The 22,608-nt window shown below is 64.6% G+C and carries 22 protein-coding genes and 1 pseudogene; 9 read left to right on the top strand and 14 right to left on the bottom strand.

The annotated features are described in order from the left end of the window. Positions 1-24 precede the first annotated feature (24 nt). From purD to AB7F49_RS07140, 6 genes are read left to right on the top strand one after another with little or no spacing between them, the layout of a single operon-like run. Positions 25-1,302 carry a phosphoribosylamine--glycine ligase gene (gene purD / locus AB7F49_RS07165; RefSeq protein WP_428521181.1) on the top strand — a complete coding sequence of 426 codons (1,278 nt, stop codon included), beginning with the start codon at positions 25-27 and terminating at the stop codon, positions 1,300-1,302. Between the two features lie 59 nt (positions 1,303-1,361). Further along, on the top strand, positions 1,362-1,622 hold the full coding sequence (locus AB7F49_RS07160; RefSeq protein ID WP_428521144.1) for a type II toxin-antitoxin system VapB family antitoxin: 261 nt from the start codon (positions 1,362-1,364) through the stop codon (positions 1,620-1,622). Next, positions 1,619-2,047, top strand: coding sequence for a type II toxin-antitoxin system VapC family toxin (locus tag AB7F49_RS07155; RefSeq protein WP_428521143.1), 429 nt, complete (start codon positions 1,619-1,621; stop codon positions 2,045-2,047). Before AB7F49_RS07160 ends, AB7F49_RS07155 begins: the two co-directional genes overlap by 4 nt. Continuing rightward, on the top strand, positions 2,044-2,946 hold the full coding sequence (locus AB7F49_RS07150; RefSeq protein ID WP_428521142.1) for an alpha/beta fold hydrolase: 903 nt from the start codon (positions 2,044-2,046) through the stop codon (positions 2,944-2,946). Before AB7F49_RS07155 ends, AB7F49_RS07150 begins: the two co-directional genes overlap by 4 nt. Positions 2,947-2,960: 14 nt before the next feature. Beyond that, the gene (locus AB7F49_RS07145; protein ID WP_428521141.1) at positions 2,961-4,046 is read left to right on the top strand and encodes a phosphotransferase family protein; all 1,086 of its coding nucleotides are present in this window, start codon (positions 2,961-2,963) and stop codon (positions 4,044-4,046) included. After that, positions 4,043-4,870: a patatin-like phospholipase family protein gene (locus AB7F49_RS07140; protein WP_428521140.1), complete on the top strand. Its 828-nt coding sequence runs from the start codon at positions 4,043-4,045 to the stop codon at positions 4,868-4,870. The genes AB7F49_RS07145 and AB7F49_RS07140 overlap by 4 nt, the downstream gene beginning before the upstream one ends. Before the next feature lie 2 nt (positions 4,871-4,872). Here the strand turns inward: AB7F49_RS07140 and AB7F49_RS07135 are convergent, their stop codons facing one another. Next, positions 4,873-5,301, bottom strand: a complete 429-nt coding sequence (locus tag AB7F49_RS07135; RefSeq protein WP_428521139.1) for a nucleoside deaminase — start codon at positions 5,299-5,301, stop codon at positions 4,873-4,875. Between the two features lie 95 nt (positions 5,302-5,396). Between AB7F49_RS07135 and AB7F49_RS07130 the strand changes: the two are divergent. Further along, positions 5,397-6,350, top strand: a pseudogene (locus AB7F49_RS07130) (pseudouridine synthase); the annotation flags it as partial. Next, positions 6,350-6,901 carry a 16S rRNA (guanine(966)-N(2))-methyltransferase RsmD gene (gene rsmD / locus AB7F49_RS07125; protein ID WP_428521180.1) on the top strand — a complete coding sequence of 184 codons (552 nt, stop codon included), beginning with the start codon at positions 6,350-6,352 and terminating at the stop codon, positions 6,899-6,901. The pseudogene AB7F49_RS07130 and the gene rsmD, both read left to right, overlap by 1 nt. Before the next feature lie 123 nt (positions 6,902-7,024). Here rsmD and mutL read toward each other — a convergent pair whose 3' ends face one another. From mutL to AB7F49_RS07065, 12 genes are all read right to left on the bottom strand, one after another. After that, a complete protein-coding gene (gene mutL / locus AB7F49_RS07120; protein ID WP_428521138.1) occupies positions 7,025-8,860 on the bottom strand; it encodes a DNA mismatch repair endonuclease MutL in 1,836 nt (611 codons plus the stop codon). Positions 8,861-8,910: 50 nt separating this feature from the next. Further along, positions 8,911-9,330 (bottom strand): alternative ribosome rescue aminoacyl-tRNA hydrolase ArfB, encoded by a 420-nt coding sequence (arfB, locus tag AB7F49_RS07115; RefSeq protein WP_428521137.1) that lies wholly within the window; start codon positions 9,328-9,330, stop codon positions 8,911-8,913. A gap of 15 nt (positions 9,331-9,345) precedes the next feature. After that, positions 9,346-9,948 carry a class I SAM-dependent DNA methyltransferase gene (locus AB7F49_RS07110; protein WP_428521136.1) on the bottom strand — a complete coding sequence of 201 codons (603 nt, stop codon included), beginning with the start codon at positions 9,946-9,948 and terminating at the stop codon, positions 9,346-9,348. A 104-nt stretch (positions 9,949-10,052) separates the two neighbouring features. Then, entirely contained in the window at positions 10,053-11,387 is a 1,335-nt protein-coding gene (locus AB7F49_RS07105) for a glucose-6-phosphate isomerase (RefSeq protein WP_428521135.1), read from the bottom strand. Between the two features lie 30 nt (positions 11,388-11,417). Further along, positions 11,418-12,761 (bottom strand): M16 family metallopeptidase, encoded by a 1,344-nt coding sequence (locus AB7F49_RS07100; RefSeq protein ID WP_428521134.1) that lies wholly within the window; start codon positions 12,759-12,761, stop codon positions 11,418-11,420. Next, complete coding sequence (locus AB7F49_RS07095) at positions 12,758-14,134, bottom strand: M16 family metallopeptidase (protein WP_428521133.1); 1,377 nt, start codon at positions 14,132-14,134, stop codon at positions 12,758-12,760. Before AB7F49_RS07095 ends, AB7F49_RS07100 begins: the two co-directional genes overlap by 4 nt. A 278-nt stretch (positions 14,135-14,412) precedes the next feature. After that, entirely contained in the window at positions 14,413-15,126 is a 714-nt protein-coding gene (locus AB7F49_RS07090; protein WP_428521132.1) for a hypothetical protein, read from the bottom strand. Between the two features lie 72 nt (positions 15,127-15,198). Continuing rightward, complete coding sequence (gene lspA, locus AB7F49_RS07085) at positions 15,199-15,729, bottom strand: signal peptidase II (protein WP_428521131.1); 531 nt, start codon at positions 15,727-15,729, stop codon at positions 15,199-15,201. A 225-nt stretch (positions 15,730-15,954) separates the two neighbouring features. After that, positions 15,955-16,239, bottom strand: coding sequence for a GIY-YIG nuclease family protein (locus AB7F49_RS07080; RefSeq protein ID WP_428521130.1), 285 nt, complete (start codon positions 16,237-16,239; stop codon positions 15,955-15,957). A 173-nt stretch (positions 16,240-16,412) separates the two neighbouring features. After that, positions 16,413-19,436: an isoleucine--tRNA ligase gene (ileS, locus tag AB7F49_RS07075; protein WP_428521129.1), complete on the bottom strand. Its 3,024-nt coding sequence runs from the start codon at positions 19,434-19,436 to the stop codon at positions 16,413-16,415. 134 nt (positions 19,437-19,570) lie between these two features. Further along, complete coding sequence (locus tag AB7F49_RS07070) at positions 19,571-20,551, bottom strand: bifunctional riboflavin kinase/FAD synthetase (RefSeq protein ID WP_428521128.1); 981 nt, start codon at positions 20,549-20,551, stop codon at positions 19,571-19,573. Positions 20,552-20,614: 63 nt separating this feature from the next. Further along, entirely contained in the window at positions 20,615-21,082 is a 468-nt protein-coding gene (locus tag AB7F49_RS07065) for a MaoC family dehydratase (protein ID WP_428521127.1), read from the bottom strand. A gap of 229 nt (positions 21,083-21,311) precedes the next feature. Here AB7F49_RS07065 and AB7F49_RS07060 point away from each other — a divergent pair, with 229 nt between their 5' ends. Continuing rightward, entirely contained in the window at positions 21,312-21,713 is a 402-nt protein-coding gene (locus tag AB7F49_RS07060) for a response regulator (protein WP_428521126.1), read from the top strand. 18 nt (positions 21,714-21,731) lie between these two features. Here the strand turns inward: AB7F49_RS07060 and AB7F49_RS07055 are convergent, their stop codons facing one another. Continuing rightward, positions 21,732-22,589 carry a TIGR01459 family HAD-type hydrolase gene (locus tag AB7F49_RS07055; protein WP_428521125.1) on the bottom strand — a complete coding sequence of 286 codons (858 nt, stop codon included), beginning with the start codon at positions 22,587-22,589 and terminating at the stop codon, positions 21,732-21,734. Positions 22,590-22,608 lie beyond the last annotated feature (19 nt).

Here is a 22,608-nt window from a genome sequence, read left to right as displayed (position 1 = left end):
GAAAATAAGGGCGTTTCGCGACGAATGAACATCCTTCTGCTCGGCTCCGGCGGACGCGAACACGCGCTGGCCTGGAAGATGGCGGCGAGCCCGCTGGTGGAGCGGCTGTATTGCGCGCCGGGCAATGCCGGAATCGCGCAGGAGGCCGAATGCGTGGCGCTGGACCCGGCCGACCATGACGCGGTGATCGCCTTCTGCAATGACAAGGATATCGGGCTTGTGGTGGTTGGGCCGGAAGCGCCGCTTTGCGCCGGCATCATCGACGATCTCGAGGCCGCCGGGATCAAGGCGTTCGGCCCGACCAAAGCCGCCGCACAACTCGAAGGCTCGAAGGGCTTCACCAAGGACATCTGCCGCGCCAACAACATCCCGACCGCGGCCTATGGACGGTTCGCCGCCGCGGCGCCAGCGAAGGAATACATTCGAAAAATGGGCGCGCCGATCGTGGTGAAGGCGGACGGTCTCGCCGCCGGCAAGGGCGTGGTGGTTGCAGAGACGGTCGCGCAGGCCGAAGCCGCAATCGACATGATGTTCGAGGGCGGTCTCGGCGCCGCCGGCGCGGAAGTCGTGATCGAGGAGTTTCTGCAGGGAGAGGAAGCCTCGTTCTTCGCGCTCTGCGACGGCATCACTGCGATCCCGCTTGCCTCCGCGCAGGATCACAAGCGCGCCTTCGACGGCGATCAGGGACCCAACACCGGTGGCATGGGCGCGTATTCGCCTGCACCGGTCATGACGCCCGACATGACGAAGCGGACGATGACGGAGATCATCGAGCCAACCTTGCGCGCCATGACCTCGATGGGCACGTCCTACAAGGGCGTGCTGTTCGCAGGACTGATGATCACGAGAGACGGCCCCAAACTGATCGAATACAATGTGCGCTTCGGCGATCCCGAAACCCAGGTGCTGATGCTGCGCCTGATGTCGGACCTCGTCCCTGCGTTGATGGCGGCGCGCGATGGCGTGCTGAAATCGTTCGATCTGCGCTGGTACGACGACGCAGCGCTGACCGTCGTGATGGCCGCCGAGGGCTATCCGGGCGATTACAAGAAAGGCTCGGTAATCGAAGGCCTCGACGATGCCGCCTCGGTCGAGGGCGTGCAGATATTCCACGCTGGCACCAAGGGGGACGGTGGGCGCATTCTCGCCAATGGCGGCCGGGTGCTGAATGTCTGCGCCATCGGCCGCAGCGTCGCCGAGGCGCAGCGGCAGGCCTACGCGGCGGTCGACCGGATCAGATGGCCGGACGGCTTCTGCCGGCGGGATATAGGACGGCGGGCCATCGAGCGCGAACAGAACTAGGCGTAACTCGGCGGGCGGTATATACTCTTCACAATCGAGTATATACCGAGGCCGGCCAGATGGGCGTTTTCATCAAGAAGCCCGAAGCGGAAGCGAAAATCCGGGAACTCGCCGAGCGGACCGGCGAGAGCATCACGGATGCCATCGAGCGCGCTGTCGAAGAGCGACTGCAGCGCCTTGGACCAAAGGAAAAAAGGAAGGGCCGGATCGACCGCAAGAAGCTGGCCGAGCTGCTCGCCTATTTCGATTCCCTGCCGGTCGACGACCCGCGCTCGGCGGACGAAATCATCGGCTACGACGAGCACGGTCTCCCCAAGTGATCGTCGTAGATACCTCAGCCTTGTTTGCGATCGTTGCCGAAGAAAACGAGCGCGAAACATTTATCGATATGCTGGACCAGTCCGAAGGCACGCAATGTTCGGCTGTCACGTACGTCGAGACCGTCATGGCATTGACGGGCCGTTCGAGGATTACAGCAGCAAGCAAAGTCGGAGCCTTGTTTCAGGAATTTCGTATCGAGATCGTTGCTATCGATTCCTCGCTCGCTGAAGGTAGCGTATCGGCATTCGACCTTTACGGCAAAGGGCGACACCGCGCGCGGTTGAATTTAGGCGACTGCTTTTCCTATGCACTCGCGCGAAGTCGAAACCTGCCTCTCCTTTTCAAGGGCGACGACTTCATCCATACCGACATCGTCCCGGCATGGCGTCCTGAACCGAAAGCCGCGAGAACCGACACGCCATGACCGACCTCGCCGACCTGTTCCCCGGATACGAATCGCACTGGATTGACACTCAGGTCGGCCGCATCTTCGCGCGGTCTTCCGACGGCGACGGTCCGCCGCTTCTGCTCCTCCACGGCTACGCCCAGACCAACGTGATGTGGCACAAGGTGGCGCCGGCGCTGGCCGAAAAGTTCTGCCTGATACTGCCGGACCTGCCAGGCTATGGCTGGTCGGTCGCGCCGCGCTCCGGCAAGGGTCATGCGCCCTACGACAAGCGGTCGATGGCGAAGGTGATGGTCGAGCTGATGGAGAAGCTCGGCTACGCCCGCTTCTATCTCGTCGGCCATGACCGCGGCGGCCGCGTATCCTACCGGCTCGCCCTCGACCATCCGGGCCGCCTGATCAAGCTTGCGGTGCTCGACATCATCCCGACCTACGAAATGTGGAACCGGATGGATCACAGCCTCGCCATGAAGGTCTGGCACTGGCAATTTCTCGCACAGAAATATCCGATGCCCGAAATGCTGATCGAGAAGGCGCCGGTCGACTATCTCGACTACAAGATGGCGAGCTGGACCAAGGCGAAGGACCTGTCCGCCTTCGACCCGCGCGCGCTCGCCCATTATCGCGCCTTCTTCTCCGACCCGCTGCGCATCCACGCCACCTGCGAGGATTATCGCGCCGGAGAAACCACCGATCTCGGCCACGACGAATTCGATCACGCCGCACGCAACAAGATTTCGGCGCCGCTGCTTGCGCTGTGGGGCGCGGCCGGCATCCCGAGCCAGAATTCGCCGCTGGCGATCTGGAAGGACTGGGCCAAGGATACGACCGGCAAGGCAATCGATTCGGGACATTTCCTTGCCGAAGAAAACCCGGACGCGACCGCCCGCGCCTTGCTCGAATTCTTCCGCCCCTGACCCCAGCAGCGCCGATGTCTGTCATCGACCGGCAACAGGCTTTTTCGGGAACCAAGGAGGTGGTGCCGGCGCTCGCAATCGACGCCGACAGGCTGTCCGCCTGTTTGCGGGAGCAGGTCACGGGCTTCTCCGGCCCGCTGACGATCCGGCAGTTCCGCGGTGGCCAGTCGAACCCGACCTATCTGCTCGAGACACCGCAGCGGCGCTACGTGCTGCGGCGCAAGCCGCCCGGCAAGCTGCTGCCCTCGGCGCACGCCGTGGACCGGGAATTCCGCATCATCTCGGCGCTGTGGCGGCAAGGCTTCCCGGTGCCTGAGCCGTTCGTCTATTGCGCCGACGAAAGCGTGGCCGGCACCGCTTTCTATGTCATGGGCTTCTCTGATGGCCGCGTGTTCTGGGACCCGGACATGCCGGGCTCGAACTCGCCCGAGCGCACAGCGGTCTACGATTCCATGAATGCGGCACTCGCCCGGCTGCATGCGTTTGATCCCGCAGCGATCGGGCTCGCCGATTTCGGCCGCGGCGAAGGTTATGTTGCGCGGCAAATCGACCGCTGGTCGAAGCAATATCGCGCGTCCGAGACCGAAGGCATCGCGGACATGGATCGCCTGATCGCATGGCTGCCGCAAAACGTCCCGCCGCAGCAGGCTGTGCGGATCGTCCATGGCGACTATCGCCTCGACAACGCCGTCGTCGCGCATGACCGACCCGAGATCATCGCGGTGCTGGACTGGGAATTGTCCACGCTCGGCGATCCGCTCGCCGATTTCAGCTATCATCTGATGCAGTGGCACATGCCGCATTCGGAAAGCCGCGCCGGCACCGGGTCGCTCCTCGGCCTCGATCTGCAATCGCTCGGCTTGCCGTCGCTCTCCGACTATGTGGATCTTTACGTTGCCCGCACCGGGCTCGATCCGCGCCCGCATCTGCCGGCCTATCTCGCCTATAACTTCTTCCGCATCGCCGCGATCCTTCAGGGCATCATCGGCCGGGTGCGCGACGGCACCGCGACCAGCGACCATGCGCCCGCCAAGGCGGAGATGATCCGTCCGCTCGCCGCGACCGCCTGGCGCTTCGCGCAACAGGCGGGTGCCCGGTGAAAACAGTGGCGCTGGCGCTCGGTGGCGGCGGCGCACGCGGGCTGGCGCACATTTCGGTAATGGAGACGCTTGACGAGATGGGCATTCGCCCGGTTGCGATTGCGGGGACCTCGATCGGCGCCCTGATCGGTGCGCCCTATGCCGCGGGGATGACCGGCAGGGAGATTCGTACCCACGTCACCACGCTGGCACGCGACCGCGGCAGCCTGTTCGGCAAGCTCCTGGCCGCACGCGCCGGCGGCAGCATCGGCTCGCTGATCGCGTCCGGCCTGCGCAGCGCAGCGCTGATCGATGCGGAGAAATTCTGCGCACAGTTTCTCCCCGATCGCGTGCCGGATGATTTCGGCGCTCTGCAAATCCCGCTCACGGTGATCGCGTCCGACCTCTACGGGCGCCGCGAAGCGGCGATCTCATCGGGGCCTTTGCGGGCCGCGATCGCCGCATCGATGGCGATCCCCGGCGTCAGCCGCCCGGTCGTGTTCGAGGGCCGCGTGATGGTGGATGGTGGCGCCACCAATCCCCTGCCCTTCGATCGCGTCCGCGGCCTGGCCGATATCGTGATCGCAGTCGACATCGCGGGCCCGCCTGCCACCGACCGCACCGACATGCCGGATTCGCTTGAATGCTACCTGGCCACGGTCCTTGTCATGGCGCAGACCATCATCGACGAGAAGCTGAAGCACGGTGCGCCCGACATCGTGCTGCGACCGAATGTCGGCATCTTCCGCGCCCTGGATTTCCTGCGGGCCAGCGCGATCCTGCGCGCCTCCGAGCCGGTCAAGGTGGAATTGCGCCGAAAACTCGAACCGCTGCTTTCGCGCTGAGCCTAGCGCCGTTCCCTGAAAAAACGCTTCAGCATCGCGCTCGCCTCGCTTTCCCCGATCCCGGCATAGACGTCCGGACGATGATGGCAGCTGGGCGAGGCAAAGAACCGCACACCGTTATCCACGGCGCCGCCTTTCGGATCGGGCGCGCCATAATAGAGCCGCCGGATGCGCGCGAAGGAAATCGCGCCCGCGCACATCGCGCAGGGCTCGAGCGTGACATAGAGGTCGCAATCGGTCAGCCGCTCGGTGCCGAGCACCCGCGCCGCCTGCCGGATCGCCACCATCTCGGCATGGCCGGTCGGATCGCGATCGGTCAGCGTGCGGTTGCCCGCGCCGGCAATCACCTCGCCGTCCCGCACCACCACGCAGCCGACCGGCACCTCGCCGTCCGCAGCCGCCGAGCGGGCAAGATCGAGCGCCTGATCCATGAAGCTTTTCGGCATCCGCGGACTTATATGGACGCTTTATTCGCACGCCAATGCCCGGCATAAAGCCGCCCATGGCCCAGAACACAGCATCGACGCCCGCGGGCGACAGGATCGCCAAGGTGATGGCGCGCGCCGGGCTGTGCTCGCGGCGCCAGGCCGAAGCCTGGATCGCCGAGGGGCGTGTGTCGGTGAACGGGGCAACCATTGCCTCGCCGGCGCTGAACGTCACCACAAGCGACACCATCGCGGTCGACGGCAAGCCCATGCCCAAGCGCGAGCGCACACGGCTGTTTCTCTATCACAAGCCGCGCGGCCTCGTGACCACCCATGCCGACCCCGAGAAGCGGCCGACGATTTTCGAGAAGCTGCCGAAAACCATGCCGCGCGTGGTCAGCGTCGGCCGGCTCGATCTCAATACCGAGGGGCTGCTGCTGCTCACCAACGATGGCGGACTCGCGCGCGTCCTCGAATTGCCGGCCACCGCCTGGCTGCGGCGCTACCGCGTGCGCGCACACGGATCGATCCTGCAGCCGCAGCTCGACGCGCTGCGCAAGGGCGTCACCGTCGACGGCGTGCGATATGGCGCGATCGAGGCCACGGTCGATCGCGTCCAGGGCGCCAATGTCTGGCTCACCTTTGCGATCCGTGAAGGCAAGAACCGCGAAGTCCGCAACGTGCTGGAGCATCTCGGCCTTAAGGTGAACCGGCTGATCCGCGTCTCCTTCGGACCGTTCCAGCTCGGCGACCTGCCCGAAGGCGCGGTGGAAGAGGTGCGCACGCGGCATCTGCGCGAACAGCTCGGCGAGCGCATCGCGACGCAAGCCGAAGCAGACTTTACCGGCCCGATCACGATGGCCGAAGAACCGGAAGACGAACCGGTCGAGCGGAAAGACCGCGGCAAATCCGAGAAGCCAGAGGCCGGGGCCTCCAAGGCGAAAAAGACCAAGGCGCAAAAGCTGCGCGAGCGCTTCAAGCCGTCGGACCGCCCGGCCACCGGCCGCACCAAACGCGACCGCAGCGGCAACCGTGCGCCAAAACGGAAGCGATGATGCGCATCGTGGGCGGCACTTTCCGCGGGCGCTCGCTGACCGGCCCGAAGTCGCAAGCCATCCGGCCGACCTCGGACCGCACCCGCGAATCCATCTTCAACATTCTCATGCATGCCTATGGCGATCCGGTGAGCGGCGCGCGGGTGCTCGATCTGTTTGCCGGCACCGGGGCGCTGGGCCTCGAAGCGCTGTCGCGCGGCGCGGCTTCCGCGCTGTTCTTGGATGACGGGGCGGAAGCGCGCGCGCTGATCCGCGAGAATGTGGAGACGCTCGGCACCGCCGGCATCAGCCGCATCTTCCGGCGCGATGCGACGAAGCTTGGGGACGTTCATCCGAACGAGCCGTTCTCGCTGGTGTTTCTCGATCCCCCTTACGGCAAGGGACTGGCGGAGAAGGCGCTGGTTTCGGCCCGCGCCGGCGGATGGTTGGCGAAGGATGCGCTGATCGTGGTCGAGGAAACGAAGGGGGCGTTCGTCGCGCCGGAGGGTTTTGAGGAAATCGAGCGGCGCGATTACGACGATACGGAGATTGTGTTTTTGCGGCTGGACTAATGTTTGTCGTCCCGGGCGACCAAGCGAAGCGAGGGAGACCCGGGACCCCTACGCCGCGCCCTATCGATAGACCATGAGTATGGGTGCCCGCCTTCGCGGGGACGACCGGCTGAAAGTTCTCGTTCACCTCCGCCCGAACAACCGCTCGATATCGCTCAGTTTCAGCTCCACATAGGTCGGGCGGCCGTGATTGCATTGCCCGGAATTGGGCGTGACCTCCATCTCGCGGAGCAGCGCGTTCATCTCTTCGCCCTTCAGCCGGCGTCCCGACCGCACCGAGCCATGGCACGCCATGGTGGCCGCGACATGCAACAGGCGGCGTTCGAGTGGCAGCCCGTCATCCCATTCCGCCATGTGTTCGGCGAGATCGCGCACCAGCGCGCCGGCATCGATTTCGCCGAGCAGCGACGGCGTTTCGCGCACCGCCACCGCGCCGGGACCGAAGCTTTCGAGCACCAGGCCATATGTGGCGAGTTCGTCCGCGCGCGACACCAGCCGCTCGACATCGGTCTCGTCCATCTCGACGATCTCGGGGATCAGCAGGATCTGCCGCGCCACGCCGTCGCGTTCGACCGCGGCCTTCAGCCGCTCATAGACCAGCCGCTCGTGCGCGGCATGCTGATCGACGATGACGAGGCCGTCGCGAGTCTGCGACACGATGTAGTTGTCGTGCACCTGTGCGCGGGCGGCGCCGAGCGGCTTGTCGAGCGCGTCCGGCGACGGCGCCAGTGTCTCGACCCGCGCGCTGGCGCCGGCAGAGCCGACATCGAACACCGCCTGCGCGGCTTCGGCAAAGCCGGCCGCGGCACTACCATGCGAAGCATCACCTGCGGACGGAGAAGATTGTGCCGGCCAGGGGGCGGCCGGCGAGCGCTGCCAGTCCCACCCCGCTCGCGGTGGCATGGACGCAGCACGAAACGCCGCGACGGTGGCATCGCCTCCGGTCGAGGCCGCACGTCCGCCCTCGCGCATCAGCGCATCGCGCAAGCTCCCGAAGATCAGGCTGCGCACCAGTCCCGGATCGCGGAACCGCACCTCGGTCTTGGCCGGGTGCACATTCACATCGACCTCGTGCGGATCGATGGTGACGAACAGCGCCACCGCCGGATAGCGGCCGCGCGGCAGGTAATCGGCGTAGGCACCATGCACCGCGCCGACCAGAAGCTTGTCGCGCACCGGCCGGTCATTGACGAACAGGTATTGGCCCAGCGAATTGGCGCGGGTGTAGGTCGGCAATGCCGCGAAGCCCTCGACATGCAGCCCCTCGCGCCCGGCTTTCACCTCGGCTGCGTTGGCGCGAAAATCGGCACCGAGGATATCGCCGAGCCGCAACAAGCGCCCGGCCAGGCCAGGCAGTGCCGCAGGCCATGTCACATGCGCCCGCCCCTCGCCCGCCAGCGTGAAGGCAACATCGGGCCGGCTCATCGCCAGCCTGCGCACCACCTCCCGCACCGCTTCGCCCTCGGCGCGCTCGCTCTTCATGAATTTCAGCCGTGCGGGGGTGGCGTAGAACAGGTCGCGCACCTCGACGCGGGTGCCGGCCGTCAGCGCCGCGGGTGCGGTCTGCGACTTGGCACCGGCCTCGACCGTGAGCGTCCAGCCATGCGGCTCGCTTGAATGCCGCGTGGTCACCGAGAGTTTCGACACCGCGCCGATCGACGGCAATGCCTCGCCGCGAAAGCCCAGCGTCGCGATGGCCATCAGGTCGTCGTCATCGGTGAGCTTGGAAGTGGCGTGGCGCTCGACCGCGAGTTCGAGGTCGTCGCGGGACATGCCGATGCCGTCATCGGTGACGCGGATCAGGCGCCGGCCGCCGCCATCGGTGACGATCTCTATTTTCCGCGCACCGGCATCGAGCGCATTCTCAATGAGTTCCTTCACCGCGCTGGCAGGCCGCTCCACCACTTCGCCGGCGGCGATGCGGTTGACAATGGTCGCGGCAAGCTGGCGGACGGGCATGGCTGAGGTGATAGCAGGATTCGCTCGCCCGGCTGAGTCGGAGGGGGTGGTCAATCGTCTCGTATCTTGCCGCGCATCCCCTTGATATCGCTTCGGATTTTCTTGCCTTCCAGCCGCTTCGTCCTGGACGCCTTGGTCGGCTTGGTAGCCCGCCGCGGCACCGGCTTCACCGACGCCTCGCGGATCAGGTCGACCAGCCGCTCGCGCGCCTCGGCGCGGTTGCGCTCCTGGGTTCGCGCGGTCTGCGCGATGATGACGATCACGCCGTCCTTGGTGAGGCGCTTGCCGGCAAGCTTCATCAGCCGGATCGCGACATCATTCGGCAGCGACGGCGAGCCGCGCACGTCGAAGCGCAGTTGCACGGCCGTCGACAGCTTGTTGACGTTCTGCCCGCCGGGACCGGAAGAGCGCACGAAGCTTTCCTCGATCTCGTCCTCGTGAATGCTGATGGTGTCGGTGACGCGGATCATGGTCGCAGTATAGCGTTACTCCCGCTGCGCCAGCCAGACGGTGTGGCCGTTGCAGGCGGGATCGTCCGCCACATGCCGCACGACGCGAAAGCCGTGCGCATGGAGCAGCGCGCGGTATTCCTCCGGATCGAGGCTCGCATGATACAGCGGCTCGCCTTCGCATTCGCCGATCGCTTCGCCGTGCGCCGGCCCGCTGGTGAACATCAGCGAAGCGCGTGGCGCGGCATGCTCGCGAAACACCGAGAACATTTTCCGCTGATCGTCCGGCGTGAGATGAAAGAAGCTGTCCCAGGCGATCAGGCCGTCGAAGATGCGCGTCAGCGAGAGCGTGCGCATGTCTGCGACCATCCATTCCTGTTGCGGAAAGCGCTCACGGCCCATCGCGATCAACGCGGGAGATGAATCGATGCCGGTGACGGGAAATCCGCGTCCGATCAGATCGCGCGCGATCGGTTCGCCCATGCCGCAGCCGATGTCGAGTATGCTGCCGCCGGCCGGCAGCAGCGCGGCAAACGCTTCGAGCCAGGGTTTCTCGAACAGCTCGCGCCCGCGCAGCCGGTCATAGGCCTGCGCATGGCGCCGGTAGAGCTTGATGATGGCGTCGGCGTCGGAGGGCATGGCATTTCATCGTGCCTCAACTACGGCGTCGCCCCCGCGCAAGCCAGGGCCAATAATCAACGCTCTGGAATATGGGTTCCCGCCTTCGCGGGCACGTCAAGACTTTACGTCTTCCCCGTCAGATATTGCTTCGCCAGCACCTTGCCCTCTTCCACGGCCGGCTGATCGAACGCGTCGACACCGAGCAGATGCGCGGCAATGATGGTCTCCAGCATGAAATGCATCATCAGTTCGCCCAAGGACCTCTCGTCGATGGTTTCGAGATGGATGGTGCGCACCGGCAGTCCGTTCTTGGCCAAAGTCTCGGCGGTGGCGCGGCCCTGTGCACCGACCAGATCGCCGATGGTTTTTCCGCCGAAATCCGGCTCGCCCGCGCGCGTCGCCAGTTCGGGATCGATCGCCGGTCCCTTTCCCTCCACGCCGGTGGTGATCACCGTGAACAGCTTGTCGCGGGGACCTGCGATGAACAACTGCAACTGGCTGTGCTGATCGACCGGGCCGAGCGCGCCGACCGGGGTCGTGCCCTTGCCGTCCTTGCCGAGGCTTTCGGCCCAGAGCTGGACGTACCACTTGACGAATTTCTCCAGCCGGTCGGCATAGGCCATGACGGCAGAAATGGTCTTGCCGTGATCCTCGGCAAGCGCGACCGACAGCGCCGCACCGAGCGCCGACGGCACCTCGGCGGCAGGCTTGCCGGCGAGCACAGGCGCGAGCGCCGCGGCGGCCCCCTCGCGCAGCGCCACGATATCAAGGCCGAGGATCGCCGCCGGCAGGAGGCCGACATTGGTCAGCGCGGAGAACCGGCCACCGACACCGGTATCGTGATCGAGGAAGGAGACGCCCTCGGGTTCCAGCAGATCGCGCAGGCCGTTGCGCTTGCCGGGCTTGGCCGGTTCGCTGAGACCGAAGAACAGTCCTGCGATACTCTCCTGCAGTCCAGCCTCCTTGCAGGCCGCGAGCGCGGCGGCGGTCTGCATCAGGGTCTCGCCGGTGCCACCCGACTTGGAAATCGACACGAACCGCGAGGTGGCAAGCGGAAGCGCTTTCAAGAGCGCGCCGAAGCTCACCGGATCGAGATTGTCCATGAAATGGATGCGCGGCCCCGGGCGCAGCGCGCCGATGCCCGGCACGGAATAGCCTGCAAGCTGGGCCAGCGTCTGGCCGCCGAGGCTCGATCCGCCGGTGCCCAGGAACACGATGTCGGTTGCCCCCGCCGTCAGGCCCCTCGCCGCGGCCTGCACGGCGGCGATGTCGTCGCGCTCGGCCGGCAGATGCAGGAGCCGCAGCCCGCCATCGGCATGAAGGGCGCGCAGGGCTTCCAGCGCGGTCTCGCTGCGGGAAAGCGCCCGGTTCAGGGCAGAGTCTGAAAGGCCTTGCGGACCGATCGCCGCCGCACGGACGAGGTCAATCGACTGGGAGAGCGCCATGGCGTCAGCCATAGCGCCTTCGGTCGCGGGCGGGGAGCAAAATCAGCCGCCCTGCTTTGCGGTTGTGGCAGGCTGTGTGCGCCCGACCAAGGTGAACAGCACCCCGCCATTGAGCAGGCGGTTGGCGACACGCTTCACGTCCGCGAGGGTGACGGCATCGATCAGGCCATTGCGCCGTTCCCAATAATCGATGCCGAGGTCATCGACCTGAAGCTGCACGAGCTGCGACGCAATCTTCGTCGAGGTGTCGAAGTTCAGCGCATAGGAACCCTGAATATAGGATTTCGACCGCTCCAGCTCATCGAAGGTCGGCCCATCCTCGGCCAGCCGCTTGATCTCCTTCTCGATCAGTCCGACGGCCTCGTCGGCCTTGTCGGCGCGGGTCTGGGTGCCGCCCATGAACAGCGAGGCGGCGTCGAGCGGCAGCAGATAGGAATAGACCGAATAGGCGAGCCCGCGCTTCTCGCGAACCTCGCTGTAGAGCCGCGACGAGAACGAGCCGCCGCCCAGAATGTGGTTGACGATGAAGGCAGGGATGAAATCCGGATCCTTGCGGGCAATGCCGAGCCCGCCGAACGCGACCACGGTCTGCGGCACGTCGAGCTGAACTTCAAGCCGCTTGCCGAGCACGTCAGGCCGAATCTTCGGGACGTCGCGAAGATCCGCTTTTGCAGGCAGCGATCCGAATACCTGGTCGAGCAGCTTGCCGAGGCTTTCGGCGTCGATATCGCCCACCACCCCGACTTTCAGGTTGTCGCGCGCCAGCACCCGTCCGACATAACCGGTGATATCGTCGCGCGTGATCGCCGGTACCGACTCGAGCGTGCCATTGGTCGGCAGGCTGTAGGGATGGTTCGGGAACGCCGCGCTCCACCACAGCCGCGAACCGATGACGTTCGGGCTTGTGGTTTCACGCTTCAGCGCAGTCAACATCTGCGCGCGGATGCGCTCGATCGGTTCCGGGTCGAAGCGCGGCGCGTTCAGCGCCAGCCGCAGCAATTCGAAGCCTTCGTCGCGCCGGTTGCTCAGCACCTTGAGCGAACCGCGCACCTCGTCGCGACTGGCACGAAACGACATCTCGACCGCGTTGCGTTCGGCGCGCGCCTGGAACGCCTTGGAGTCCAGATCGCCCGCGCCTTCGTCAAGCGCGGCAGCCGTCATATAGGCCACACCCGGCCTCCCGGCCGGGTCCTGGTTGGCGCCGCCCTTGAAGGAGAATTCCAGCGCGATCAGCGGAACCGACGGCTCGCGCACGAGCCAGGCCTCGATGCCGCCCGGGCTGACCACCCGTTCGATCTTGGTCATCGCCTGAGCGGAAGGCGCCATCAGCAGCGCGGCGGCGAGAGCCGCCGAAGCAAGACCAAAGATGCGATGGTAGCGGATCATGAACGGCGCTCCTGCGGCTTGGCGTGCTCCTTGACGAGATAGCCGGTCACCGACCGGCGCTTGTCAAGCCATGTCTTGGCGGCGTCACGCACCTGATCCGATGTGACCTTCTGCACGCGGTCCGGCCAGGTTTTCAGATGTTCGACGGTGAGACCGGTGGTGAGCGCCCCGCCATACCAGCGCGCCATGGTCGCCTGGCTGTCCTGCGCATAGACCACGTCGGCCACGAGCTTGATCTTGGCGCGCTCCAGTTCGTCGTTGGTTACGCCCTTCTCGGCGATCTCGGCGATCACGGAGTCGATCCCGTCTTCCAGATCCTTGAGCGTGATGCCCGTGCGCGGGGTGCCGTAGACGCCGAACCTGGTCTGATCGAGGGCAGAACTCTGGTACCAGGCGCCGATCGAGGTCGCCATCGGCTTCTCGATCACGAGCTTCGCATAAAGGCGGCTGTTGGTGCCGCTGCCGAGGATCTGCGACAGCACTTCGAGGGCTTCGGATTCGCCGGTCTTGGCGGTTGCAGCCGACGGCACGAGATAGCTGCGTTGCAGGCTGGGCAATGTCACGCGCGGATCGGCGAAAGTCACGGTGCGGACCGAACGCTGCTCCGGCTCTTGCGGCCGTTTGCGCGGACCGATCTCGGCGCGCGGAGCGACCTTGCCGTAGGTCTCCTCCGCAAGCGCCTTCACCTCATCGGCGGCGACGTCGCCGGCCACGACCAGGATTGCGTTGTTGGGGGTGTAAAAGCGGTTGTAGAAATCAAGCGCGTCCTTGCGGTCGAGCTTTTCGATCTCATGGCGCCAGCCGATCACCGGCCGGCCATAGGGATGGTTGAGGAAGAGCGCGGCCTGCACTTCTTCGCCAAGCTTCGCGGACGGAGAATTGGCGACGCGGCTGTTCTGTTCTTCGAGCACCACATTGCGCTCGGGCAGCACCGCCTCGTCGGTGAGCTTGAGCCCGGTCATGCGGTCGGCTTCGAACTCCATCAACATTCGCAGCCGGTCGCGGGTCACGCGCTGGAAATAGCCGGTATAGTCGCTCGAGGTGAATGCGTTTTCCTGCCCGCCGATGGTCGCAAGCACTTTCGAAAATCGGCCCGCCGGATTCTTTTCGGTACCCTTGAACATCAGATGTTCGAGAAAGTGGGCTATGCCGGACTTGCCCGGCGGCTCGTCCGCGGCACCGACCCGGTACCAGACCATGTGGGTCACCACCGGAGTACGGCGATCGGGAATGACCACGACTTCCATGCCATTGGCGAGCTTGAAATGGGAAATCTCGGGACCGGATGAGGCTCGGGCCGAGATGGCCGGAAGGACAAGCATTGCGGCGGCGGCCGCGAACGAAACAACGGACCTGCGATGTCGGCTGACCATGAACATTCTCACGAGGACCCGCACACCGACGCGGCGCACGGCCAGTCTTTGGATCAATCTGGGCTGACCCAGGGAAAATGGAAAGTGGCTCCAGGTGCGCAAACGATTAATTTTCGGACACGCTGGCCCCCGTCCTTCCGAACGGAAAGGCATCGTGCCTCGGGCATTCCAAAGCGTACGGCACAGACAGAGCGCTTGAATCGGGCATCCGGGAGCCCGAATGCTTGCGGCATCACGGTGCCTGCCACAATCGGGCCACCGATCCTGTCGGCGGATCGCTAGTCGCCGGTGCCGCGCTTGTTAATGTAGTCGAAAGGCTTTGCCTGCTCCTTCCGCGGCGTAAGGCCGTAAGGATGGCTTGACGATGGCGTCCGGTAACCGGCCGGCGGCTGGGTCAGCTCGCTGCGCGTGGGCTCGCCGGAGAAAGTCGCGACTTCCGGCTTGCTCTTGTCCTTGAACAGGCTGTTGAGCAGCCCGCCCTTGTAGCCCAGTTCATCCGAACGCAGCGGGCGCTGACCGTCCGATTCGGCGTCCTGCGGACCGGTCGGCATCGCAATCCTGCCGGCACCTGCCTTGCGACCGACCTCAAGCTCGGCCGGGCTGAGCGGGCGGTCGTCCTCCTCGGAACTGCGCCGCGGCTGGTTCTTCCGGGCCTGCGCCCGCTTCTTGCGCTCAACGAGCTCCGGATCCTTCGGCCAGGACGGGGTATTCACCACCGCGTTGGCCTCGGGTGCAGGCAGACGCCCCAGATTCGGCGGCACGACCAGCGGCGGGCGCTCGCGATAATTGATGTTGTCCTTGTCGTTGATGCCGAACAACGCCTTGAAGAATTTCGTCTCGATGCTCTCTTCGTCCTCCTCATCGTCGGCAATGGCAGCCGACGGAACGGAGACGGATACGGCCCCTGCCAGCGCGATGGCTGCAAGCAGGGCCACAAGGCCCCGGCGCCACCTGGCCAGGCCGATGTCGAAGACTTCGATCGCAGTTCGCAAAACGTGTCCCCGCAAGATGGACCCCCGTCAGCCCCGAACCCTCTTCGTCCCCGAGCCGAAACTCTCGAAAAATCAGGGCGCTTTTGCGGCGCGGCCGCCCAGCAAGGTTTCATACAGCAAACCGGCCACCCCGGCAACGATGGCCACATCCGCCAGATTAAAGACGTACCAGTTAAAGGCCCAGGTCTCGGTGGTGATGTGCAGGAGGGCGAAATCCACCACGGCGCCGTGGGCCACCCGGTCGATGGCGTTTCCGACGGCCCCGCCAATGATCAGGCCGAGCGAAACCGCGGTCAGGCGGTTCTCGGCCTTAGACAGCCAGGCCCAGAGCACGATCACGACGATCGCCTTGAAACCGAGCAGCATCCACATCCCGAATGCGGTGTCCTGCGACAACCAGCCGTAGCTGATGCCCCGGTTCCAGACCAGCACCAGGTCGAAAAACGGCAGGATCACCACCCGGCCGAGTTTGCCGAGTTCGAAGCTGTAGAGCAGCCAGAGCTTCAGCGCCTGATCGGCGAGCGCGGTGAGAAGCGCAGCGGCCACGCCATCGCGGGTGAACGGGCCGGTGAGATAGGAGGAGATCCTTTGTCCGGATAACACTGGCAGTCGTCCCCGCGAAGGCGGGAGGCATAGCCGCGGGGTGGCAAGTTTGCAACTTGGCCGGTTGCGCAATCTGGGTTCTGGGAAGCAACTTCAACAAGCGGTCGTCCCCGCTCAGGCGGGGACCGATAGCCACCAATCTTTCAGTTAGGGCTTGTGACTTGACGATCGAATCGAGAGTTCACGGCGTATGAGTCCCCGCCTGCGCGAGGACGACCAAAAAAGTTAAGTCAGCAGATGGGTGCGATCTGCCCAGTCCGGATTGTGCTCTTCGATCAATCTGATCTTCCAGTCGCGCTTCCACTTCTTCAGCCGCTTCTCGCGCTGGATTGCGTATTCGGGATCGTCGAAGGTCTCGACGTGAACCAGACGATGCACCTTGTATTCGCGCACGAACTGCGAGCCGACCCCGAGGCGATGCTGTTCAAGACGTTTCTGCAAATTGTTGGTGATGCCGATATAAAGCGTACCGTATCGGCGGCTCGCAAGAATATAGACATGGTAGGGCATCGAAGCACACAACACAGTCGTCCCCGCGCAGGCGGGGACCCATAACCACCGACGTGTGAGGGTAGCGTGGCTTTTGCCACGTTCAAATTCAAAAGGGTCGCAATTCGGCGAGATCACGGCGTATGGGTCCCCGCTTGCGCGGGGACGACCGCCAATTGCTAGCGCGCGACGAGCTACTCCGCGGCCTTGCGCAGCGTATCCCATTCACGCAAAGCCTGCGCGTCGCGCGGTGTCACGTCGGGATATTGCGGGTCCTCGCCGACGCTTTCGGTGATCTTCCACGACCGCGCGCATTTCTTGCCGTGTGCGCGTGCGGGAACAACAGAGACGCCACGCACGTCATCGAGCCGGAACGCCTCCGTCGGCCCCTCGCCTTCGGCAAGTGTCGCGTTCGAGGTGATGCAGATTTCGGCGAGATCGGCATCGACGATGGCGTTGAACAGATCGAGGTCCGACACATAGACAATGGGAGCCGCTTCGAGCGACGAGCCGATGCGCTTGCCCGCGCGTTCCAGTTCGAGCGCGCCGGTAACCACGCGTCGCACACTACGGATCTTGCGCCATTTCTCCGCAAGCCTGTCGTCGCGCCATTCCGTCGGCACGTCCGGGAAAAGCTGCAGATGGACCGACGCCGCGTCGTCACCGTAGCGCGACAGCCACGCCTCCTCCGCGGTGAAGCACAGCATCGGCGCGAGCCAGGTCACCGTGCAGCGGAACAGGTGGTCGATCACGGTCAGCGCCGCCTTGCGTTTTTGCGACGAGATCGGATCGCAATAGAGCGCATCCTTGCGGATGTCGAAATAGAATGCCGACAGGTCGGACGTCATGAAGGCATTCAGCATCGCGAAGATGCGCTTGTAGTCGAAGGCGCGGTAGGCCTCCTTCACCGCACCGTCGAGTTCGGCCAGCCGGTGCAGCATCAGCCGCTCCAGCTCCGGCATTTTTTCAACCGCGACGCGATCCTCGTCGCTGAAATGCGCGAGCGAGCCCAGCATCCAGCGGATCGTGTTGCGCAGCTTGCGATAGGTCTCGACATTGGTCTTCAGGATTTCCGGACCGATGCGCTGATCGTCGGCATAGTCGGCGGCGCAGACCCACAGCCGAAGGATATCGGCACCCGATTGTGCGATCACCTTTTGCGGCTCGATCGTGTTGCCGAGCGATTTCGACATCTTGCGGCCGTGCTCGTCCATGGTGAAGCCGTGGGTCAGCACCATGTCGAACGGCGCAATTCCGCGGGTGCCGCAGCTTTCCAGCAGCGAGGACTGGAACCAGCCGCGATGCTGGTCCGAGCCTTCAAGATACATCACCTGATCCTCGCCGCCGTGAACCTTGCGGCGGATGCCGGCGAATTGCGGGAAATTCTTTTCGTCTTCCAGCACGAAGGCATGGGTCGATCCGGAATCGAACCACACGTCGAGAATGTCGTCGACCTTCTGCCAGCCCTCCTTGGCGCGATCGCCGAGGAAGCGCGCCGCAGCGCCTTCCGCATACCACGCGTCCGCCCCTTCCTGCTCGAAGGCGTCAGCGATGCGCTCGTTCACGGCGGGATCGTTCAGGATCTCGACCGAGCCGTCGGCCTTCTCCTTGACGAACACCGCGATCGGGACGCCCCAGGCGCGCTGGCGCGAGATCACCCAGTCCGGCTTGCTCTCGATCATGCCGGTGATGCGGTTCTGGCCCGCGGCCGGTATCCATTGCGTGACGGCGATGGCCTCCATCGCGCGGGCGCGGAGCGTGTCGCCCTTCCCCGCGATATTCATAGCTCCGGGCTGGCCCGGAGCGTCCGCGATATCCTTGTCCATCGCGATGAACCATTGCGGCGTATTGCGATAGATCACCGGCCTCTTCGAGCGCCACGAATGCGGATATTGATGCTTCAGCCGGCCGCGCGCGATGAGGGTGCCGGCCTCGACCAGTGCCTTGATCACGGCGTCGTTGGCGTCGCCCTTCTCGCCCTTGTCGTTGATGACACGCTTGCCGGTGAAACCCGGCGCATGAGCAGTGAAGGCGCCGTTCTCGTCGACGGTATAGGGGATCGCGGTGTTGATATTGTCCGCCTCCAGTTCGCGCGCGCTGGCGGTCCAGACCTCGAAATCCTCGCGGCCATGTCCGGGTGCCGTGTGCACGAAGCCGGTACCGGTATCGTCGGTGACATGATCGCCGGAGAGGAGCGGCACGGTGAAGTCGTAGCCGAGCGACCGCAGCGGATGCGCACAGCCGAGATCGGCAAGGTCTTGCGCCGGAACGTCGGCGACCTTGTCGTAGGCGGTGACGCGCGCCTGCTTGAACACATCGCCTGCAAGATTTTCGGAAAGGATCAACAGGTCGCCGAACCTGGCCCAATTGTCGGGTGCGGCGTCGGTGACCTTGTATAGACCGTAGGCGACCTTCGGCGAATAGCTGATGGCGCGGTTGCCCGGCAGCGTCCAGGGCGTGGTGGTCCAGATCACCACCGATGCGCCCTTGTATTTTTTCTCGAGCGCCGCATGCCGCCTGCCGCGCGCGAACCGCACCGGAAACTTCACCCACACCGTGTCGCTCGTGTAATCCTCGTACTCGACCTCGGCCTCGGCGAGCGCGGTCTTTTCCACCACACTCCACATCACCGGCTTGCTTCCCCGATACAGCGTGCCGTTTTGCGCGAACTTCATGATCTCGCGCGCGATCTGTGCTTCCGCCGCGAAGCTCATCGTGGTGTAGGGGTGGTCCCAGTCGCCCTCGACACCGAGCCGCATGAACTCCTGACGCTGCACATTCAGCCAGTGCTCAGCATAGGCCCGGCATTCCTGCCGAAACGCGATCATGGCCGCCGGATCGGAGAGATTGGGCTTCAGCCTGTTCTGCGAGCGATAGTTCTCTTCCTCAACCTTCCACTCGATCGGCAGGCCGTGGCAGTCCCAGCCAGGCACGTAGTTCGAATCGAAGCCGAGCATCTGCTGGCTGCGGGTCACCACGTCCTTCAGGATCTTGTTGAGCGCGGTGCCGATATGGATGTTGCCGTTGGCGTAGGGCGGCCCGTCATGCAGGATGAATTTCGCCCTGCCCTTCGCTGCCTCACGCAGCTTGCCGTACAGGTGTTCGTCCTTCCAGCGCTTGAGCAGAACGGGCTCGCGCTCGGGCAGGCCGGCGCGCATCGGAAATTCCGTGCGCGGCAGGAACAGGGTCTCGGAATAGTCGCGTTCGGGATTCGTCATGTCAGGATTGGCCTCTAGCGCGCGATCAGCAAGAGTGGAAACCGGATTTGCGTCCGATCGCGCGCCAAATCATGTGCCGGGCTGTGTATCAGGCGTATCGCAGCGCGAAAAGCAGCGATCCGCCGGGGGCGTGGTCAAATCTTGCCGAGCGGTGGAAAGGCGAACGGATTGCGGGCGAGCGCGTCGCGCGCCCGCGTCGAATCGAGGCTCATCTGCGCCATCAGTGCCTCGATCGAGCCGAATTTCTCCTCCGGCCTGATCCAGCCGATCAGCGCGACATCCATTGTCTGGCCGTACAGATCGCCGGAAAAATCGAACAGGAACACCTCCAGAAGCGGCGCTCCATTGTCGAAGGTCGGCCGCCGGCCGAAGCTCGCGACTCCATCGTAACGGGCATCCCCGATGCCGACCCTGACGGCATAAATCCCGTGCTTGAGCGCACAGGACGGATCGAGGCGCAGGTTGGCCGTGGGGAAACCAAGTCCGCGACCGCGCTTTTCGCCATGGATCACCTCGCCGGTCGCGAACCAGGGGTAGCCGAGCAGTTCCGCCGCCTCCACCACGCGGCCGGCTTCGAGCGCTGCGCGGATGGTGCCCGACGACACCGGACGGCCCTCGTCTTCCAGCTTCGGCGCAACATCGACCGGAAAGCCATACCGCGCACCCGCTTCGGTCAGGAACGCCGGCGAGCCACCGCGGCCCTGCCCGAAATGGAAATCGAAGCCGATCGCCACCCCGCTGACACCAAGCCGCCCGACCAGGATTTCGGAGACGAATTGCTCCGCCGGCAGGCCGGCCAGACTTGCGTTGAAGGTCTGCACCACGGCACCGTCCAGCCCCGTTGAGGCGAGGAGACGCAGCTTCTGCCGCTCGTCGGTAAGGCGAAACAGCTTCTCGTCGGGCCTGAAATAGCTCCGCGGATGCGGCTCGAGCGTCAGCACGGCCGACAGCTTGCCCGCCGCCGCCGCACGTTTCATGGCAAAGTCGATCACCGAACGATGACCGCGATGCACGCCGTCGAAATTGCCGATCGCGACCACGGCGCCGCGCAGCTTCGCGATTTCGGGCCCGCTGTCGCGGGCGACAACAAACGGCTTGGGTTCGGATTTGAGCATGGGGATCGGCGGCGTTCTGACTGGCCGCCCCGTGTCGGCCCAAGTCCGCATCAAGTCAAGACGTTACGATTTCGGCCGCGCCGGCACCGACACGATCGCCTCACCGTCCAGCACGACCATGTTATCGACCAGCGCCTCGCAATGCAGCCGTACCTTGCGTCCCTCCGGCACCAGCTCGATCACCTCGACGATCACGGTGACCACATCGCCGATCTTGACCGGCGCATGGAAGTTGAGGGTCTGCGAGCGGTACACTGCGCCAGCTCCGGGGAGCCGCGTGCCGAGCACCGCCGAAATCAGGCTCGCGGTATAGAGCCCGTGCGCGATGCGCTGGCCGAAGCGGGTGCCCTGTGCATAGGTGTCGCACAGGTGAATCGGGTTCTCGTCGCCCGACACATTGGCAAAGCCGACGACGTCGGTTTCCATCACCGATTTCATCAGCGTCTCACGCATGCCGAGATGCAGATCCTCGAAGCACAGGGTGCGAACCATGCGCGGATCGACGGCGGCTTTGGCGGGAGCTGTGTTCATCGCTCTCTTTGGCGGCTCGGTTAACCAAGCGTAAACTGCTGCAGGCGTGCGAAGGATGCAATCAGCCTTTCGACACTTCAGCAAAGCGTTTGGGCAAATGTGGCGCCGCCCGCAAATATTGCGGGCTTAACGGATGTTCAAGGCGGCGGGTGTACCCTCCGCCTACCTTGGGCAGAATGCTCACCGGTGCGGTTGGCGCTGGTCGGCCGCGATGACGGAGCTTGAGACGATGTCTGTCGATCTATCGATGCCCGTTCTGGTCGTCGACGACTACAATACGATGGTCCGCATTATCCGCAACCTGCTGCGGCAGGTCGGCTTTTCCAATATCGATGACGCCTCGGACGGCACCGCCGCATTGAAGCGGCTGAGTGAAAGGAGCTACGGGCTCGTCATTTCCGACTGGAACATGGAGCCGATGACCGGCTTCGAACTGCTCAAGGAAATGCGCGCCGACCCGCGGCTGGCCCAGGTGCCATTCATCATGATCACCGCCGAGTCGAAAACCGAGAATGTGGTTGCGGCGAAAATGGCCGGCGTCAGCAATTACATCGTCAAGCCGTTCAACGCGGCAACGCTGAAAAGCAAGATCGACGCGATCTTTGTCGATGAGCCGACCTGCGCCGCGTAGTCCGGCGTCGTTCCCGCATCACCATTTCAGCTTCCGTGCGATCGCCCGTGGCTTGCCGCCAGCCGCGATCAGCACGCGTTCGACCGCATCCGGATCGGGATCATCGCGGCCGCCGAATTCCGCCGAGTGAATTCCCGCGGTGACGAACAGGCAGTCGATCCCGTAGGAAGCGGCGCCCTTGAAGTCGGTGCGCACCGAATCGCCAATCGCGAGGACACGCTTGCGGGCGACATGCCTGCCGCGCGCATCCTGCGCAAGCTTCAGCGCGAGATCATAGATCGGCGCATAGGGCTTGCCGGCATACAGCACCTCGCCGCCGAGGCGAGCGTAAAGATCGGCGATCGCGCCGGCGCAATAGAGCAACTGCTCGCCGCGCTCGACCACAACATCGGGATTGCCGCAGACCATGAACAGACCACGCGAGAGCATCTGTCCGAGCAGGTCCCGATAATGGTCCGGTGTTTCGGTCTCCTCGTTGAACAAGCCGGAGCAGACCACGTAATCCGCGCGCTCCACCGGCGCGAAGGTCACACCAAGCCCCTCGAAGATCGCCAGATCGCGCTTGGGGCCGATATGGAAGATCGATTGACCGGGACGGTTGCCGATCTCGTTACGGGTCACGTCGCCGGAACTGACGATCGCATCGTAGATCGAGCGCGGCGCCCCGAAATGGGCAACCTGCGTCGCAACCACGCCATTCGGCCGCGGCGCGTTGGTGATCAGCACCACAACGCCACCGGCTTCGCGAAAGCGCGTCAGCGCGTCGCAGGCTTCGGGAAAGGCGGCGACGCCGTTATGCACGACGCCCCAGACGTCGGAGAGCACCACGTCGTAGTCGGGCGCAAGCGCCGAGAAATGGTCGGTGAAGATGGTCAAGGGAGCAGCCTGATGGTTG

The sequence above is a fragment of the Pseudorhodoplanes sp. genome (genome assembly GCF_050250235.1).
In the GTDB taxonomy this organism is placed as follows: domain Bacteria; phylum Pseudomonadota; class Alphaproteobacteria; order Rhizobiales; family Xanthobacteraceae; genus Pseudorhodoplanes.
The sequence above is the reverse complement of the archived record's forward strand: the minus strand, read 5'-3'. Positions and strand labels throughout refer to the sequence as shown.

Coding starts and splice junctions, on each gene's coding strand:
- AB7F49_RS07065 (WP_428521127.1), bottom strand. CDS start 21,082: ATGAACACAGCTCCCGCCAAAGCCGCCGTCGATCCGCGCATGGTTCGC.
- arfB (WP_428521137.1), bottom strand. CDS start 9,330: ATGATCCGCGTCACCGACACCATCAGCATTCACGAGGACGAGATCGAG.
- mutL (WP_428521138.1), bottom strand. CDS start 8,860: ATGCCCGTCCGCCAGCTTGCCGCGACCATTGTCAACCGCATCGCCGCC.
- purD (WP_428521181.1), top strand. CDS start 25: ATGAACATCCTTCTGCTCGGCTCCGGCGGACGCGAACACGCGCTGGCC.
- AB7F49_RS07135 (WP_428521139.1), bottom strand. CDS start 5,301: ATGGATCAGGCGCTCGATCTTGCCCGCTCGGCGGCTGCGGACGGCGAG.
- ileS (WP_428521129.1), bottom strand. CDS start 19,436: ATGACGAATCCCGAACGCGACTATTCCGAGACCCTGTTCCTGCCGCGC.
- AB7F49_RS07150 (WP_428521142.1), top strand. CDS start 2,044: ATGACCGACCTCGCCGACCTGTTCCCCGGATACGAATCGCACTGGATT.
- rsmD (WP_428521180.1), top strand. CDS start 6,350: ATGCGCATCGTGGGCGGCACTTTCCGCGGGCGCTCGCTGACCGGCCCG.
- AB7F49_RS07100 (WP_428521134.1), bottom strand. CDS start 12,761: ATGATCCGCTACCATCGCATCTTTGGTCTTGCTTCGGCGGCTCTCGCC.
- AB7F49_RS07110 (WP_428521136.1), bottom strand. CDS start 9,948: ATGCCCTCCGACGCCGACGCCATCATCAAGCTCTACCGGCGCCATGCG.
- AB7F49_RS07160 (WP_428521144.1), top strand. CDS start 1,362: ATGGGCGTTTTCATCAAGAAGCCCGAAGCGGAAGCGAAAATCCGGGAA.
- AB7F49_RS07145 (WP_428521141.1), top strand. CDS start 2,961: ATGTCTGTCATCGACCGGCAACAGGCTTTTTCGGGAACCAAGGAGGTG.
- AB7F49_RS07095 (WP_428521133.1), bottom strand. CDS start 14,134: ATGGTCAGCCGACATCGCAGGTCCGTTGTTTCGTTCGCGGCCGCCGCC.
- AB7F49_RS07080 (WP_428521130.1), bottom strand. CDS start 16,239: ATGCCCTACCATGTCTATATTCTTGCGAGCCGCCGATACGGTACGCTT.
- AB7F49_RS07070 (WP_428521128.1), bottom strand. CDS start 20,551: ATGCTCAAATCCGAACCCAAGCCGTTTGTTGTCGCCCGCGACAGCGGG.
- AB7F49_RS07105 (WP_428521135.1), bottom strand. CDS start 11,387: ATGGCTGACGCCATGGCGCTCTCCCAGTCGATTGACCTCGTCCGTGCG.
- AB7F49_RS07060 (WP_428521126.1), top strand. CDS start 21,312: ATGTCTGTCGATCTATCGATGCCCGTTCTGGTCGTCGACGACTACAAT.